Here is a 16,866-nt window from a genome sequence, read left to right on the forward strand (position 1 = left end):
CCACCTTGGCCGACGTGCCGCTGGATTATTTCGATCCGGTGACCTTCTCGCGCCGTCGCTTCTCGGCCACGCCTACGGGCCGCGAGATCGACATGAGCGTACGCAGCCTTCACGCCCTGCCGGACGGCTCGTCCCTGCAACTACAAGCCACCGCCATCCGTGACGAACAGCACCGCCGCGATGCCAAACCCGGCTACGCCTTCATGGCCGTGTGGCAGCGGAACTTCTGATCAGGACAGCGTAAGCCGAAGTGGGGCCAGTCCGATGGGGCGATTGTCCTCGAACACGCCAAGTGCCGCAGGCGTGGGTACGGGATTGAGGTAGATCCGAACCACCAGATCGCGCGGCATCTTGAGGTGCGGCGCAATCGGCATCGTCAAATCCACGACCATGCTGGGCTGACCCGTCGTATTGGTGAAGGTGTATTCGAAGGCCAGAACCTCGTTGAGCCAGACCCAGATCGTGCGTTCTGCCCGCCCGTCTTCCAGCATCGGAGCATAAAGATATCCGGACAGGGACAGGGTATCCGCCTCTTCCCAACCCGAACCGGCGCGCAGCACGATCTCGCCGAACGGTGGCAAGCTCCAAGGCGCAACGTCGTTGGCCGCCGTCCATCCCGTAGTCAGCAGGGCATGACCGGGGGTCTGGTCCGCGAAGTTGACGGTCGGCGTCTGGCGGAAATCGACATCCAGAGCCTTGGCTCGACGGGCCAGAAACGCGGTAACTTCCGACAGGCGCTCGGTTACCGCAGCCAGTTCACTTCGGACCGTAACCGAGGCGGACTGAACCGGACCACGCTCTTCACGGGCATCGGCATTGCGCTGACGCGCCAGCGCGATCCAGTCATCCCGATCAAACCCCGATGAGGTGACCGGATGTCCGGCGGCGGCATCGGCTGCAAAGGCGCGTTGCCAGATTAACGGTCGCACCGCGAATGGGCATGCAGACAGCATGGGCACCAGCGCCGGTCGCATCAGCGAGGGTTGTTGTTGTTCCCACCAACGCCGTCCATCCTCGAGGGTCTCGTGGAACGCGGCCTTGATGCCCAGAAGAGCTGCCGTATCCTCCCATTTGAACGGGACGTCGATTTCACCATAGGTCCAGAACGCAAATGGCGTGCCCAGCGCGCAGGCGATGATCGCGCCATGCAGCGAGGCGGTCAGCAGAAAGTCGACCGAGGCGATCTGATCGAAGAGCCGTTCCAGTTCCTCCATCGAGGTGACCGCAGGGCTCAGCCCCACATCGGCACCAACCTGTTCTTTCAGGGCATCGCTGCGATCCTTGGCCGAGAAATGCACCATGACCGCGGTCTTGCCCGCCGAGGCTTCATCGCGCTTCGGAGTGTACAGCAGGGGGATCAGAAAACCCGGATCGCCCAGCGGCGTATCCTCGGGCAATCCAAGCGCACGGCGCGTCAAAGGCCCGCGCACACCCCAGAAGTCACAGCGCGCCTGCCTGTCCGCCGACAGCCCTTCTTCTCCCCTCGCACCGCAGCACCAGAAAGCCAGTCGTGATGTTCCGGACAGTCCGCGCAGGTCCTGGTCCACCAGCGCGTCACTAATGGCGCTGCCGACAAGCCGGTACTGGGCCGCATCGACGAATGGCTCCCCCAGCATCCGGTGCACGAAATACTCGCTCAGGTAATCGCCGAAATTAAACGTCGAGGCACCCCGCGTATAATACGGAATACGTTTGTCGATACCTTCGCCCACGCTCAGCTCCCCGCCATGGTCTTCAGGCACTAAAAAGGCCTGAAGACGATCTCTCGCCTTCAGGCCTAGTGACTGTTCAGCCGTCAGTCCAGCTTAGATCAGGCGCGCTCGACGCACAGGGCGACGCCCATGCCACCGCCGACACAGAGGGTGGCCAGACCCTTCTTGGCTCCCGAACGTTTCATTTCGAACAGCAGGGTGGTGAGGATGCGCGCACCCGAAGCACCGACCGGATGGCCGATAGCGATAGCGCCGCCGTTGACGTTCACCTTGGCCGGATCAAGGTTCAGTTCCTTGACCACGCACAGCGACTGGGCAGCGAAGGCTTCGTTCGACTCGATCAGGTCGAGGTCTTCGATTTTCCAGCCAGCCTTTTCCAGAGCGCGGGTCGAGGCCGGGATCGGGCCGGTGCCCATGATCGCCGGATCAACACCTGCAGTCGCCCACGAAGCGATGCGGGCCAGCGGCTCCAGACCGCGCTTGGCAGCTTCTTCGGCCGACATCAGGACCAGAGCGGCGGCACCGTCATTGATGCCCGAAGCGTTGGCGGCCGTAACCGAGCCGTCCTTCACGAAGGCCGGACGCAGCTTTTCCATGGCCTCGATGGTCGCACCGTGACGGATGTATTCGTCCTGATCGACGATCACGTCACCCTTGCGACCCGGAACGGTCACCGGAACGATTTCCTCGGCAAACTTGCCTGCCTTTTGGGCGGCTTCGGCCTTGTTCTGGCTGGCGACGGCGAACTGGTCCTGCTCGGCGCGGCTCAGTTCCCACTTGTTGGCGATGTTCTCGGCGGTTTGACCCATGTGGTAGCCGTGGAAAGCATCCAGCAAACCGTCGCGCAGCATGTGGTCTTCGAGCGTAACAGCGCCCATCTTGTGACCCGTGCGCAGGACTTGCAGGTGCGGGGCCTGCGACATGGATTCCTGACCACCGACGACGACGATATTGGCATCGCCCTGCGCAACCTGCTGATAGCCCAGAGCCACTGCACGCAAGCCCGATCCACACAATTGGTTCAGCGACCAGGCCGCCGCTTCCTTGCGGATACCGGCATTGATGGCAGCCTGACGTGCCGGTCCCTGACCTGCGCCCGCCTGCAGCACCTGACCAAGGATGACCTCATCCACTTCCTCGCCCGAGACGCCTGCGCGCTCCAGAGCGCCCTTGATGGCAATCTCGCCCAGCTTTGACGCCGGGAGCGACGAAAGCGAGCCGAGGAAGGAGCCAACCGGAGTACGGGCGGCAGAAACGATGACGACGTCTTTCACAATATTCACTCCCACAGGATTTTTCCCGTCTTCGCACATGCAGCAATCGCGGTGCAAGTTAGGCTTGGGTGTTATCGTTTTGGAGAGCGGGCCTGTGCCATGTCATCTTCCCGCCTCTATGGTGTTGAACGGTGCCCGCGTTTGCGAGTTCTAAGACAAGTACCCGCGTTGCAAACTGTCCCCCGAACGGATTCCTCGCATGACCGATAAAGTCCCAGTCCTCCGTCGCCTAGGCCGCCACATGATGAAGGCGGACGCTCTGGATATGGAAGAGCATTACGAAAGCCGCGCTGCAAAGCTGGCGGACCTTTGGGTGCACCTCATAGGGCTGATTGCTGCACTGGTCGGTGCCGGGGTTCTGGCGACGCTGGCGGGCATCTACTCGGGCATCGGGGCAATGGCGGCGACCTTGCTCTACAGCCTGTGCCTGATCGGTATGCTGACAGCCTCGACTATCTATAACCAGACACATCCCTGCGCCGCGCGTCCTGTGCTGCGCCGGCTGGACGAGGCCTTCATTTTCCTGATGATCGCAGGCTCCTATACCCCCATCACCACCCAGCGTTTCGAGGGCTCGCTTTCGATCGGGTTCACGGCTCTGGTCTGGGCGATCGGTCTGGGCGGTGCGTTCGCCAAAATGTTCGTCCCGCGCCTCAGCGATGTCTTCTGGTCATGCGTCTATGTGCTGTTCGGGTGGCTGATTGTCTTTGCGATCAAGCCGATGATCGACACCGTATCGCCGGTGGCGCTGGGACTGCTGGTGGCCGGTGGCGTGACCTATACGGTCGGTGTGCTGTTCTTCATCAACCGCGCCCTGAAGTTCCGCCGCGCTATCTGGCACGGCTTTGTCGTCGCGGGCGCGGGCATGCACTGGGCCGCCATTCTGATCGGCGTGGTTCTAGCCCCGAATTTCGGCTGAGTACGCCCATCACCACAGTTTGAAAAACGAGACTCGCCTTAGCGCCCGCAATGCGTGATGGTGTGCTGCACAAAAGCGCGAAAAGCGCCGCAGGACATAGTTCTTCACAGGGTGGAATGCACATGGGTGTGGTCGTCATCAAGAAGTACGCCAACCGCCGGCTCTATAATACGGCGTCCAGCAGCTATGTGACGCTGGACGATCTGGCGCAAATGGTGCGTCAGGGAGTCGAGTTCGTCGTCTATGACGCCAAGTCCAATGACGATCTGACCCGCCAGATCCTGACCCAGATCATCTTCGAACAGGAGAACCGCGGCGAAGCCCTGCTTCCGGTTCAGTTCCTACGACAGTTGATCGGTTTCTACGGCGACAAGATGCAGTCGGTCCTGCCGTCCTATCTGGAAATGTCGCTGGACAGCTTCACCCGCCAGCAAGACGAGCTGCGCCAGCAGTTTACCCGCGCCTTCGCCCAGACGCCGGGCGGCACGATCATGGAAGAAGCCGTACGCCAGAACATGGCCATGTTCGAGCGCGCCATGCGAATGTTCCCGGGTTTCGGTACAGCCACGCCTCCTGCCTCGCAGGCTGAGGCGTCTGAAAAGCCGGAAAAACCCGCCGACGATCTGAGCGAAATGAAACGCCAGATGGCGGCCATGCGCGAACAGCTGGATCGCCTTTCCAAGGCGTCCGGTCAGTAAGATGACGAGGCCTGTCGAACCGGTCTCAGCGGCCGGATCACAAACGGGCGTCGACGCTGTTGGTCCCCGACACGGCGACCGGCGTCAGGGCGACCGCCGTAAACCCGCAGGCTCCCAAACGACAGCTGTTGTCCCTACGGGTGTCGAGGCGAAGCCCTCGGCAAAGCCTGCCTGCGTCCCCGCACCACCACCGGCGGCATTTGCCGCGCAGGTGCTGGGTCAGCCCGGCAAAAAGCGCGGGCTCAAGGGTGGGCCCGAGGTGCTGGATGCTGCCCGCAGCACCTATTTAAGTCGCGAGTTTTCCGGCTCTAAGGACCGTCGCCCTTCACCGGGTGTGCGTCGTAAAGCCGAAATCTGAAAACTGGCATCCGGTTTGCTGGGCATGACGGCATCACCGCGCCGGAGCCCGCATGTCAGCCCTTTACACGCCTGCCGTCCGACTGTTCGAACTAACGCTCGTCAGCCTGATCTTCCTGGCTTTTAGCTAGGCTCCGTATTCCTCGACCTTACCCGGCGAGCGGCTGCGTGACTTGAGCCACATCACGCCCAGAAGATCAGAGAACGAGGCCTTGAGACGCCCCCAGTTCGTATACTTGGAGCGGCCCGTCTCGCGGTGGCGGTGATCGACGTCCATATACAGGTTGCGATAGCCCTCGCGGATCATCAACGCGGGCAGATAGCGGTGCATGTGATCAAAATACGGAAGGCGCAAGAAGGCCTCGCGCCGGAAAACTTTCAGGCCGCAACCGGTATCATCGGCATCGTCCTGCAACAGGCGTTTGCGGATACGGTTGGCCCACAAAGAGGCGCTGCGTTTGGCCGCACTGTCCTGCCGCTTGGCGCGTCGGCCGCCCACCAATCCGACCTCAGCCGGTGCCGCGCGCAAGGCTTGGACCAGACGCGGCGCGTCGTGGGGCGGATTCTGTCCATCGCCGTCCAACGTTACGATAATGGACCCCCGCGCCGCCAGAACACCGCTGCGCACCGCCCGCGATTGTCCCGCATTCTGACCATGCGACAGCACGCGCAGCATCGGCAGTTCATCCTTGGCGGCGCGCAGGCGCTTCAGGGTGTCATCCCGGCTGGCATCGTCGACGAAGATCATTTCAAACGACTGGCCCTCAAACGCTGCCGCAATATCGCGCGCCAGAGTAACGGCTGCCCCCGCCTCGTCATGGACGGGCACGACCACCGATATAAGGATCTCGTCGGTAGGGTCAGGCGACAACGGCGTCGAAGCGATAGAGGTCATAGCGTGGATGTAACCCAACATTCGGCGTTCGGATATGCCCTGTGCCGAACCGATCAATCTATTGCGCGGCAAAAGCTTTCACCCTTTGAGCGACGCGTGATACGACTATGGTCATGACGCGTCCGAACCTGGATCGATTTATCGCCGGATGGCGCGGCCCTGCGCTCGCGGCCTTGCTCACCCTGATTGCCGGGCTTCCGGGGCTTTTGCTGCTCCCGCCGCTGGATCGGGATGAAGCGCGATTCGCCCAAGCCACATCGCAGATGCTGGAAAGCGGCGACTTCGTGGACATCCGCTATCAGGATCAACCGCGTTGGAAAAAGCCGGTCGGCATCCACTGGATGCAGGCCGCTGTGGTCGCGACCGTTTCTGATCCGGCGCACAGGGCCATCCAGCCCTACCGCATTCCCTCCCTGCTCGGGGCGATGCTGGCGGCGTGGGCCGTAGCATGGCTGGGATCGGCCACTCTTGATCGCCGCGCCGGTTTTCTGGCGGGGGCCATATTAGGCACGACCTTCCTGCTATCGACCGAAGCCGGTATCGCCAAAACAGATGCCATGTTGTGCGGCCTCACGACGCTGGCACTGGCCGCTCTGGCTCGGATTTATCTGGCGACGCGGGCGGGCGAGACACCGCAAAGATCCCACAAGCTTCTCTTCTGGCTAGCCATCGGCCTGTCCATCCTGATCAAGGGCCCCATTGGCCCGATGGTCGCCCTGCTGACCATTCTTGCCCTGACACTATGGGACCGGAACGTCCGCTGGCTGGGCAAGCTGGGATGGGGTTGGGGCATACCGGTATTGGCCCTCATCGTCGGGCCGTGGGCCATCGCCATCACTATCGCTACTGACGGCGGTTTCTGGCGTCAGGCACTGGGCGGCGATCTTGCCCCCAAGCTTGTCGGCGCGCACGAAAGCCATGGTGCGCCGTTCGGTACCTATCTGGCCCTGTCGCCCATTTTGCTGTTCCCCGCGACGCTGCTGTTGCCTGCTGCCATCGTCACCGCATGGAAGCGCCGCGCCGAGCCCATCGTCCGTTTCGCCATCTGCTGGATGCTGCCCGCGTGGCTGGTGTTCGAACTGGCACCGACCAAGCTGGTTCACTACACCCTGCCGACCTTCGGTGCGCTGGCGCTCTTGATGGCTGCTGCGCTGACGCAGCCGCTGGGGCGCTTCTCGCGATGGGCGGGGGCCGGACTTAGCCTACTTGTCGCCGTCACCCTCAGCTTTGTCGTGCTCTACGGCCTGACCGAGTTTGGCCGCTCGACGGCACAGACATGGGCCAATGTGACGATTGTCAGTCTGGTGATGGCCGCTGCCATCGGCGGATTCATGCTGATCAACCGCGCGGCGGTGACGGCTATTCTGGCAGCTATGATCTTCGGGGTTATCGGTCACGCTACCTTCAGCGGCACCCTGCGCCAGCTCAAACCTTTGTCTGTTGCTCCGCAACTGGTGCAGACGCTGAATCGCGCCGGTGTCCATCCCGCGCAAGGGCATATCCCCGGCCCAATCGCGATCACCGGCTTCCATGAACCCAGCTTCGTCTTCCTGACGGGACGCGAGACCCAGCTGACCGACGGTGCCGGCGCGGCCAAGGCATTGGCCGAGGGACGCCCCGCTATCGTCGAGGCGCGCGATGACCGCAGCTTCCGCATGGCATTGGCAGAGCTTGGCACCTCGAGCCGGTCGGTCGGCGAAGTGCGCGGCCACAACTATTCCAACGGCGAGGACGTACGACTGACTGTCTATGCTCCAACCGTGACCGAACCTCAGGACGCCCCCCGCCCATGACGCGCCGCTTTATCGAAATCGTCGAGGTCGGCCCTCGCGACGGCCTCCAGAACGAGAAAACAGTCCTCACCCCCGAGGTGCGTCTGGAATTCGTTCACCGCCTCGAGACCGCGGGTGCAAAGCGCATCGAGGCCGTCAGCTTCGTCCATCCCAAATACGTACCCCAGATGGCCGGCGCAGAAGAGGTCATGGCGGGCCTTCCCCACGAGAGTGGGCGCAGCCGCATCGGCCTTGTGCTGAACGGCAAGGGCTATGACCGCGCACTGGGCACCCCCGTGGACGAGGTCAATATCTCCCTGTCGGTCAGCGAGGGTTTCGGCCTCAAAAATCAGGGACTGGCTCCGAAGGAACAGCTCCAGATGCTGTCCGATATCGTTGCCGGCCGCGCCAATGCCGAGGGCGCGGGCGAAAACGTCCCGTCATTGTCGGCAACGCTGTCATGCGTCTGGGGCTGCCCCTTCGACGGCGAGATTTCGGTGGATCAGGTCAGCGACATGGTTGGCGCAATCGCCGAACTCGGGCTCAAGGAAATCGCGCTGGCCGACACCATCGGCGTCGCCGATCCGTGGAGCGTCACGCGCAAGATCGAAGCCGCCCGCAAGGTGGCCCGGGAAGCCAAACTGCGCCTGCATTTCCACGACACGCGCAATACCGGCCTCGCCAACGCCTATGCAGGCGTAGAGGCGGGCGTCGACATTCTGGATGCCTCGGTCGGCGGTATTGGCGGTTGTCCGTTTGCACCGGGTGCTACGGGCAATTTGGCCACCGAAGACCTTGTGTATGCACTTCATCGTGCAGGCTTTGAAACCGGATACGATCTAGACGCGTTGATCGACACCGCCCGTTGGATCGGCATCCATCTTAATCGCCCCGTCCCCAGCGCGCTCAGCCGCGCCGGTGCGTGGGGCTGAAATAACTGACAGCGTCCTAGATGATCACCGCCTGTATTGACGGCTTCAACCTCGCCATGCCGCACGGCACGGGTATCGCCACCTATGGCCATACTCTGCTGGAAGGCATCGCCAATATCGGCGCTCGGGGTCAGGTGCTGTACGGCCCGTCGGTGGGTCGTCAGGAAACCGCGGTGATGGACGAGGTCGCCGTCATTGCCAGCACCAACCGCTCGCGCAAGGGCGGCTTTGCCCGCGCTCTCAGCACCCGCACGGCCCGCTTTGGCCGCAACGCCCATGCTATCACGCCGTCCGATCAGGTCATCTGGCCCACTGACGGCATGCGTCGCCCAAGAGCCGAGGCCTATTGGCTGGCCCATGAAATCTTCTATCTGGCCAACCGCGCCTATCACCAACACGGCACCATTACGCCGGTGCGCTTTGATGCCGGACGCAGTGGCATAGCCACGCCGGACGTCATGCACTGGACTTGCCCCATGCCCCTGCATGCGCCGCAGACGACCAATATCCTGACGGTGCACGACATCATCCCGCTGAAGCTGCCGCACACCACCAAGGAGCAGAAGCCGGCCTACTATCGTCAGCTCAAGGCCAGTTGCGAGCGTGCAGACCACATCATCTGCGTGTCCGAGCACACCAAGCGCGATCTACTCGAAGTCTGCGCCATCGCAGATGACAAGGTGTCGGTGACCTATCAGCCTGTGATCCAGCCGGAAGCCGGTGACCGCGATGCCGATGCCGAATGGCTGGCCAACAATCTCGGTCTCGAGCCGGAAGGCTTCTTCCTGTTCTATGGCGCGATCGAGCCGAAGAAGAATCTTGGCCGGATCGTCGAGGCCTATTTGGAAAGCCGGAGCAAGACCCCTCTCGTTATTGTCGGCGGTCGCTCGTGGCTGGACGAATACGAGACCGGTCTGCTGAACAGCGTGCTGGAGCATGGCAACAGCAAGATCATCAAGCTGGATTATATGCCCCGCTCCGTGCTGGATCGCCTGATCCGCACAGCCAAGGCCACCCTCTTCCCGTCGCTCTACGAAGGCTTTGGCCTACCGGCTCTCGAATCCATGGCCGCGGGTACCCCGATACTGGCGTCGAGTGGTCATGCACTGGAAGAAGTGGTCGGAAATGCCGGTGTGGTCGTGGATCCCTACGACCCTGTCGCCATCCAACGGGCCATTATTCAGTTGGATAGTGACATGGATTTACGCCGCGACCTGAAAGTATTGGGCGCAGAACGTTCCAATATGTTTTCAGCGCAGAATTACCGGCAACGCTTAGAAAGCGTTTATCGTACGGTTGGTTTGCTGTAATCGTGACGCGCTGGAACCGGAGCATCTAGGGGCCGTATGCCACAAGTCCAAAGCCAAGGGGCAAATCGCCTGGGGACGCGCCGTTCGCGTCTTCGTTCGTTCTGCCGCGCACCTGTCGAGCTTGGCCGTACGCTTTACGCATTGATCATGCGTGAGATGATGACGCGCTATGGCCGCGAAGGCATCGGTTTCTTCTGGCTGATTGCCGAGCCGCTGGCCTTCTGTCTGGGCGTGATCATTCTGTGGTCTGCCATCAAGCCCGAATACGAGCACGGCATCCGCGTCGCACCCTTCACCATGAGCGGGTACATGTGCCTGCTGCTGCTGCGTCACCTTGTGACCCACTCCCTGCATGCCCTTCAGGCCAATACGGGCCTGCTGTTCCATCGCAAGGTGCAGCCGCTTCACATCTATCTGGCCCGCGCTATCCTCGAAATTCTCGGCTCCACCCTCGCCTTCTTCATCGTCTATGCCCTGCTTCTGGCATTGGGACAGGTGGACATGCCCAAGGACTGGATCCTGCTCTATTCGGGCTGGTTCATTCTAGCGTGGGTGTCGTTCGGCTTCGCCATGGTCATGGCCGCCTTGTCGATCCGCTATGAAGCGGTGGAACGCCTCAACAACCTGACGCTGTACATCATGATCCCGCTTTCGGGTGCCTTCGTGATGGCCGAGTATGTGCCCGCATCCTATCGCGAGTACTTCCTGTACATCCCCTTCCCGCACGCGATTGAAATGGTCCGCGCCGGTATCTGGGGCGAGTTTATTCCGACGCACTACACGGCCTGGTACCCGATTGCCTTCGGAGGCGTTCTGATGCTTCTTGGCCTGATAATGCTGAAAATCTACGGCAACTACATCGAAACCGAGTGATAAATGTCTGATCAAGCTGAAATCCGCTTCCTAGAGCCGCTGGATCAGACGCGCTCGACCAAGCGCAAGTCGCGCTGGTGGCAGAAACCCGTTGTGGTGGCTGGCATCATTGTGGTCGTGCTGCCGACGCTGGCGTCTGCGGTCTACAATCTCGCCATCGCGTCGCCGCGCTATGTGTCCGAGACCCGTTTCGTTGTGCGCCGCGCTGGCCAGTCCGGACCGAACGCGCTGGGCCTTTCGCTGGCCAGCGTGGGTCTGTCGCCCACCCCGACCGACGCCTTTATCGTCCACGAGTTCACTCGCTCGCGGGCCAGCGTCGACTTCCTGAAAAAGCGCCACAACCTGTCGAACATCTTCATGTCGACACAGGCCGATCCGCTGTCGCGGGCTGTCCGCCCCTGGCAGAAGGGTACGGGCGAAGACCTGTACAAGGGCATCCAGCGCTTCGTGACGGTGGGCTATGATTCCACCACCGGCATCAGCACCCTGCGCGTCGAGGCCTTCACGCCCAAGGACGCGCAAGCGGTCGCCCAAAGCCTGCTGACCGGTGGCGAAGAGATCGTCAACGGCATCAATGCCCGCTCGTCGCAAGCCGCCATTGATGAAGCCGAGCGCACCGTCCGCGAGGCGACCGAACGCGTCAAAGCCACCCAGAACGCTGTGACCAGCTTCCGTAACCGCGAGCAGATCGTCGATCCGGAACACATGGCCAAGGCCAGTGCCGAGCTTCTGGGCGGTCTGATGGGTGAACTGGCGACGCTGGAGGCTGAGCGCCGCCAGATCGCACGCGACACGCCGCAAAGCCCGCTGCTGCAGCCGCTGGACCGTCGCATCGAATCCTACCGCCAGCAGATCGCCGAAGAGCGCGTCAAGATTGCCGGCACCTCGACCTCGTTGGCCCCCAAGATCGCCTCCTATGAGGAACTGGTCTTCCAGCGTGACGTCGCCACCCGCACCCTGACCGCCGCAAATCAGGCGCTGGAGACGGCGCGTGTGGATGCCCGTCGCCAGTTGCTGTTCCTTGACCGCGTCGTCGAGCCGAACCTGCCGGATGCTTCGACCCAGCCGCGTCGTCTGATGAACATCTTGACGGTATTCGCTTCGTGCCTGCTCATCTTCGCCTGTGGCTCCCTGATGTGGGCAGGCGTGCGCGAGCACCGCAACGAATGATGTCGGATACCTTGCAGGAAACCCCGGAACGGCTGGCGCTTGATGTGCGCCAGTTGGCCAAGACCTATCCCAATGGTCACAAGGTTTTCGACGAACTCAGCTTCTCGCTGCGCCCCAAGGACCGCCTCGCTCTTTTGGGCCGCAACGGTCAGGGCAAGTCGACGCTTATCAAAATGCTCGGAGGCGCGCTGATGCCGACCTCCGGCTCCATCAACTGGGGCTGCACAGCGTCATGGCCTATCGGCTTCGGGGGCGGCTTTCAGGGCAGTTTGTCGGGGCACGACAACATTCGCTTCCTCGCCCGCCTGTACAACAAGGACATCGAGGAGACGCTTCACCGCGTCGACTCCTTTGCCGAGCTGGGCGAAAAGCTGAAGCTGCCTGTGCGGCACTATTCGTCGGGTATGCGTGCGCGACTGGCGTTCGGCCTGTCTCTGGCGATCGAGTTCGACTGCTACCTGATCGACGAACTGGTCGCCGTGGGCGACAGCCGTTTCCAGCGTAAATGTCAGGTCGAACTGTTCGAGCGCCGTCAGGAACGCACCTTCATCATTGCATCACACGACATGCACCTGATCACCTCGCTGTGCGATCGCGCGCTGATTATCGAGAGCGGCAAGGCCAAGATGTTCGACGACATCGAGGAAGCCGTAGACGTCTATAGTTGGCTGAGAGCCGCTTAATGCCCCCCCTTGGCCCCCTTGTATTCGTCCCGTTTTCGCTCGAGTCGCATGCGGTTATCGCCCGCCTGCAACAGATGGCGGCCGATCAGGGCAAAACGCTGGAAGTCACCTATGACAAGGTGACCGACGAGCGGATTGCCAATCTGACGTCCGACATCACGGTCTTTCACGACATAGAATTCGGCCAGTTCACTCAGGGTGGAGCCCGTTGGACGGTCGTGCCGGCCTCTTCGCTGGCGAGTTACCTCGGCTTCCACCGCGCCATGCAGCCCGACCAGCCTGAGTACTGGGTGCGCAGCCATGCGTCCGGCGCAGCCATGGGCGTGGCGTGGCTGGAGGCGAGCGGCGCGCAGGTTCTGCGCTTTGCCGACGTCCCCGCGGGGGACACGAGTTCCGTTTCGCCGGAATCGGTAAAGCTGCTGTCGGATATCTTTGCCGAGTGGCCCATTCCGCGCGGCAAGAGTTGGGACTGGCGCGACGCCTTCATCGCAAGCTCGCCGGAATACAAAGCCGATCAGGACGGTTGGGTGGACCTGACCGGACGGGCCCGTCACATCCTTACCGGCCCCTATATCTTCCTGCCCGCAGGCATCTGGAACGTCGTGATGGACTTCGAGGTCGACGTCGAGACAGGTGTACCGCGTTTTGCGTTCCAACTGGGTGGAGCGGCGCTGGAGAAGACGCTGTTCACCACCCTGATCCGCAAGTCGGGCCGCTATCAGGTCAGCCTGGATGCCAAGCTGGATCGTCCCGATGCGGCTCACTGCATGGTGGCGACCGATGCCGCGCAACTGCAGGGCTTCCTGCGCCTTGGTAATCTGAAGCTGACCTACGTTTCGCCGTTGGAAGGCTAACGCCTGCGGAGGCTAGTTACCGGTCAGACGGGCGTAGGGGCGATCCATATCGGTTGCCGGTGACGGGATATTGCCCAGAGGGGACGAAGCGCGTTCGACCAGGAAATGGTCGATATGCATGCGATCTTCGTTCATCAGCCCGTAAAGGGCGGCCTCTGACGCCAGATCGCCCTTCCACGTCCGATATGACGGTCCGTACATGGACTGCAGCATGATGAGCGCCCGCTGCGCTAGGGCCGCAGAATAAATGACAGCTGGGCTTGCAGGCAGCACCGCGGTCGGGGCGGCAAAGCCACTGACAATCGCGGCGCGGGCACGCTGAAGGGCGTCCTCGGCCCCATAGGTGCCAAAGTATGCCGCCCGCCCCTGCCGGAACAACTGATACGGCTTCACGGTCCACGGGAAAACCTGACCGCGCTCCAGCACGATATAGAACCGCTCGCTGGCCAAGGCCCCGAGCGCTAGATGGCCGTCCTTCGCGGCAACCGTTATCTCGGGCCGGACACCGATTTCCAGATCACCGCCAAGGGCCTCGATGCCCTCGGGTGCGGGGAAACCCAGCGTAGCCCTGAGGTTGTGCCCGCCCACTTGCGCGGCGCGCAGAGAAGCAAGGGTGACCTCGAGGCTGACCGACGGGTCTACCCCGTTGTCACCCTCGATGATCAGAACCTCGAGGACGGGGACCGCCTCAGCGGGCATCAGCCTGCCCTGCTGCGGCGTAAACATGTCCGACAATCCGCCGCCATTCTGCGTTGAAGCGCTCCTGGCCCGACACGCTCTCATAAGCCTCAAGGCCGACGGCCTTCATAGCTTCGCGCGCCTTGGTACTGTTGAGCAGGCGGATAATCTCGGCGGCGAACTCCGGACCGCTGTCAAACGTGGGGATGCGCTCAACAGCCTCGCTTTCAAGGCCACGCATCGCCACCGAAGTCGCCACGAATGCGGCACCTTCCTCGAAGGTTTCCAGCGTCTTGATGGAGATACCCGTTCCACGGCGATCCGGCAGGATGGACACCTTGCTCAATGCACGAATGGTCGTCAGGTCATTGACGAAGCCTGCATAGAATACGCCCTCCAAACCGGCGAACGATTCATACAGCTTGTCGCTAAGACGGCCGGTGATGACCAGCCGTTTGCCCAGTCGCTTCAGGTGCGGCTTGTACACCTCGTTCATGAACCAGTGGGCGGACTCGACGTTGGCGGGGTGTGAGTCCCCCGCCAGCAGCAGATCGAAAGTGTCAATGCCCTGATACCACTCGCTCCAGCCTTCGCTGGCCACCATGTCGCTGATGCGTTTCATCGCGGGGTTTGGCTTGCGGGACGGGATGTAGGGCACCAGAAGGGCCGATTCCTTGGCCGACAGGCTGATAATGCGGTGCTCTTCGGGCGCGACGTTGATGACGTAATCGAAGGTACCGATTTCCGCCATCTCGTCTCGTAGCAGTCCGGCAAGACCGGCCGGCATTTCGTCACGGGCATCCACCAGCGGCCATTTGGCCATCTGGTAGGACTGGATGTCGTGGGTCTCGAGGATCTTTGGACCGCCGCAATAGCGTTTGGCCCAGCCGCTGTGGAAGACGTGGTTCACAACAGTGAGGTTAGCGTTCTTGCAGGCCGTCAGCAGGTGCGGTTCAACGATGTCCGCCGCCGCGATGCGTGCCTGCTGCTGGTAGAAAGGCGTCAGCTTCAGGAAGTCGTTGCTGTCTTCCAGCTGCTCCATACGCTCCGGAGAGACGAACATGATGCGCTGGACATTGCCGCGGGTATAGACCGAGTTTTCGCGCAGCAGGGTCCACAGATAATCCATGCTGGCATCGGCGCGGACGGCCTTGTCGAACATGAAGGTCTGGATGACGAAATAGCCCGCATTCACGAAAAAGCGGATCTGCGCCTCCATTGCGAACGAACTGCCGCAACGTCCCCATGCCGGCATGACGACCACAACCACCTTCGGATGATCGTCGCCGACCACCGCAGGCACAGTCTGGCCGGCAATGACGCGCTGGACGACATCGGTCGCAAAGCGGCGACGGGCTTCGGCCATTGTGGCGTTCGTCCGATCGGCGGCCTGTGGCGAGATGCGCGACTTCCAGACGCTGTAGATCATGCCCGGAAGTTCCGAGACATGCTGGAAGATCGTTACGTCGGCATAGTCCTGTGTGCGGGCCATGGTGGTGTCGGCGGGCACCAGGCAAGGCACACCGATAACCGAGCAGTCGTGCAAGACCGCACTCACGCGTTTTGCGTAGTGCTCGGCCACATAGCTCAGCACCACCAGATCGGCATCGGCCAGGGCGCGGATGTAGTCGTCGTTATCGTCGGTATCGACGAAGGTGACCTCGTCACCCAGCACTGCCGCGATATCGCGAAGAGGCCGGATCGCATTCTGGTGATAGATGACCCGCAGGTCCATCTCCACACCCTGCCCTCGCATCAGGGCAATCGACGCCTTCAGGGCCTCGCAAGCTTCGGGCTTGAGGTCCACTGCACGGGCTACGACCTTGAAGGGACGATCTTTAAGAGCCGGACCGGAGCGATTTTCTCGCAGGCGCTGCTCGGCCTCCTCGCCGCCGATGGCCTTCATGACCACCGGCAAGTTGGCCAGACCTTCGAACAGGCCGCACGGCACGCCGAACAGGTCCTCGCATTCCTCGGCCAGCTCGGGGCTGGTCGCGAGAAGATAGTTGTTCTTGAACGGCGAACCCGACTTCAGGCGCTGGGCCATGCTGTCGAAGTGCGAATAGGAGTAGTAGCGATCCAGGAAGGTGCGTGCGTCCGACGCCTCGGCACCGAAGTGGAAAAGGTAGTGGGCCTCGGCCTCTACAACCTTGTCGATACCCAGACGCAGACGGGCTTCGGACAGGCTCTCCATCATGCCGGGCGTGACCGTATGGAAGAACAGGCGGTCGCCTGCACCTAGATCCAGTTCCTGGATCAATCCGGCCAAGGCCTCGGCATAGTCATCGTGGTTGAACGGATCGGCAATGACGCGGCGCTTTTCCGATTCCAGAGCCGCGCGTGCAGCCTCGCGCTTGATCGCCTTCAGACGTCGGTCGCCAAGCTCGACCGAAGCCCGGTCGTTACGATCCCAAGCCAGTTTGATGTCATGCTCTACGCGGTTGATCTTGCGCGTGTAGCGCTGTGCCAGGGCGCGCTCGGCGGCGTTATCGCGGCTCAGGTTATGGCGCGTCACCACCTTGTCGTGCTGGTAGAAACCGTGCGTGAAAATGCGGTGCTCGATGATCTCGGGATGCAGGGCCGAGATGCTGGGGGAGTTGCGAGCAGAAGCCAGATGGAACTCGTAACCATTCGCCCCAGCCGAAGCCGCAAAGGCGACCGCATACTGCCATTTGTCGCCTGTGGTGCCGTCAAAGCTGGGGTCGACCAACACGAAGCGTGGTTTGCGAGCAGCCATAA

At 61.9% G+C, this 16,866-nt stretch carries 15 protein-coding genes and 1 pseudogene; 11 read left to right on the top strand and 5 right to left on the bottom strand.

The features are described from left to right. Nucleotides 1-230 (top strand): annotated as a pseudogene (locus LOX95_RS00005) (S8 family peptidase); the annotation flags it as partial. Here the strand turns inward: LOX95_RS00005 and LOX95_RS00010 are convergent. Together LOX95_RS00010 and LOX95_RS00015 are read right to left on the bottom strand one after the other, a co-directional pair. After that, complete coding sequence (locus LOX95_RS00010) at nt 231-1,742, bottom strand: polysaccharide pyruvyl transferase family protein (RefSeq protein ID WP_242912242.1); 1,512 nt, start codon at nt 1,740-1,742, stop codon at nt 231-233. Nucleotides 1,743-1,810: 68 nt separating this feature from the next. After that, nucleotides 1,811-2,986, bottom strand: a complete 1,176-nt coding sequence (locus tag LOX95_RS00015; RefSeq protein WP_242912243.1) for an acetyl-CoA C-acetyltransferase — start codon at nt 2,984-2,986, stop codon at nt 1,811-1,813. 199 nt (nt 2,987-3,185) lie between these two features. Here LOX95_RS00015 and trhA point away from each other — a divergent pair, with 199 nt between their 5' ends. The 3 genes from trhA (at nt 3,186) to LOX95_RS00030 (ending at nt 4,961) form a co-directional block, all read left to right on the top strand. Continuing rightward, entirely contained in the window at nt 3,186-3,905 is a 720-nt protein-coding gene (trhA, locus tag LOX95_RS00020; protein WP_242912244.1) for a PAQR family membrane homeostasis protein TrhA, read from the top strand. Between the two features lie 122 nt (nt 3,906-4,027). Next, on the top strand, nt 4,028-4,603 hold the full coding sequence (gene phaR, locus LOX95_RS00025) for a polyhydroxyalkanoate synthesis repressor PhaR (RefSeq protein WP_242912245.1): 576 nt from the start codon (nt 4,028-4,030) through the stop codon (nt 4,601-4,603). Nucleotide 4,604: 1 nt separating this feature from the next. After that, complete coding sequence (locus LOX95_RS00030) at nt 4,605-4,961, top strand: hypothetical protein (RefSeq protein WP_242912246.1); 357 nt, start codon at nt 4,605-4,607, stop codon at nt 4,959-4,961. Nucleotides 4,962-5,087: 126 nt separating this feature from the next. Here LOX95_RS00030 and LOX95_RS00035 read toward each other — a convergent pair whose 3' ends face one another. Continuing rightward, nucleotides 5,088-5,855, bottom strand: a complete 768-nt coding sequence (locus LOX95_RS00035) for a glycosyltransferase family 2 protein (protein ID WP_242913077.1) — start codon at nt 5,853-5,855, stop codon at nt 5,088-5,090. Nucleotides 5,856-5,968: 113 nt separating this feature from the next. Between LOX95_RS00035 and LOX95_RS00040 the strand changes: the two genes are divergently transcribed. From LOX95_RS00040 to LOX95_RS00070, 7 genes are read left to right on the top strand one after another with little or no spacing between them, the layout of a single operon-like run. Next, a complete protein-coding gene (locus tag LOX95_RS00040; RefSeq protein ID WP_242912247.1) occupies nt 5,969-7,648 on the top strand; it encodes an ArnT family glycosyltransferase in 1,680 nt (559 codons plus the stop codon). Beyond that, complete coding sequence (locus tag LOX95_RS00045; RefSeq protein WP_242912248.1) at nt 7,645-8,559, top strand: hydroxymethylglutaryl-CoA lyase; 915 nt, start codon at nt 7,645-7,647, stop codon at nt 8,557-8,559. Before LOX95_RS00040 ends, LOX95_RS00045 begins: the two co-directional genes overlap by 4 nt. 20 nt (nt 8,560-8,579) lie before the next feature. Continuing rightward, nucleotides 8,580-9,869 carry a glycosyltransferase family 4 protein gene (locus tag LOX95_RS00050; protein WP_242912249.1) on the top strand — a complete coding sequence of 430 codons (1,290 nt, stop codon included), beginning with the start codon at nt 8,580-8,582 and terminating at the stop codon, nt 9,867-9,869. A 36-nt stretch (nt 9,870-9,905) separates the two neighbouring features. Next, complete coding sequence (locus LOX95_RS00055; RefSeq protein WP_427846553.1) at nt 9,906-10,742, top strand: ABC transporter permease; 837 nt, start codon at nt 9,906-9,908, stop codon at nt 10,740-10,742. Nucleotides 10,743-10,745: 3 nt separating this feature from the next. Continuing rightward, on the top strand, nt 10,746-11,912 hold the full coding sequence (locus tag LOX95_RS00060; RefSeq protein ID WP_242912251.1) for a KpsE/RkpR family capsule polysaccharide export protein: 1,167 nt from the start codon (nt 10,746-10,748) through the stop codon (nt 11,910-11,912). Further along, nucleotides 11,912-12,595, top strand: a complete 684-nt coding sequence (locus tag LOX95_RS00065) for an ABC transporter ATP-binding protein (protein WP_242912252.1) — start codon at nt 11,912-11,914, stop codon at nt 12,593-12,595. Before LOX95_RS00060 ends, LOX95_RS00065 begins: the two co-directional genes overlap by 1 nt. Beyond that, on the top strand, nt 12,595-13,449 hold the full coding sequence (locus LOX95_RS00070; RefSeq protein WP_242912253.1) for a hypothetical protein: 855 nt from the start codon (nt 12,595-12,597) through the stop codon (nt 13,447-13,449). The genes LOX95_RS00065 and LOX95_RS00070 overlap by 1 nt, the downstream gene beginning before the upstream one ends. Before the next feature lie 12 nt (nt 13,450-13,461). Here the strand turns inward: LOX95_RS00070 and LOX95_RS00075 are convergent, their stop codons facing one another. Next, nucleotides 13,462-14,148 (bottom strand): hypothetical protein, encoded by a 687-nt coding sequence (locus tag LOX95_RS00075; protein WP_242912254.1) that lies wholly within the window; start codon nt 14,146-14,148, stop codon nt 13,462-13,464. Next, complete coding sequence (locus tag LOX95_RS00080) at nt 14,138-16,864, bottom strand: glycosyltransferase family 4 protein (protein WP_242912255.1); 2,727 nt, start codon at nt 16,862-16,864, stop codon at nt 14,138-14,140. Before LOX95_RS00080 ends, LOX95_RS00075 begins: the two co-directional genes overlap by 11 nt. Nucleotides 16,865-16,866: the final 2 nt, after the last annotated feature.

Source organism: Brevundimonas pishanensis, assembly GCF_022750635.1.
Taxonomy (GTDB): Bacteria; Pseudomonadota; Alphaproteobacteria; order Caulobacterales; family Caulobacteraceae; genus Brevundimonas; species Brevundimonas pishanensis.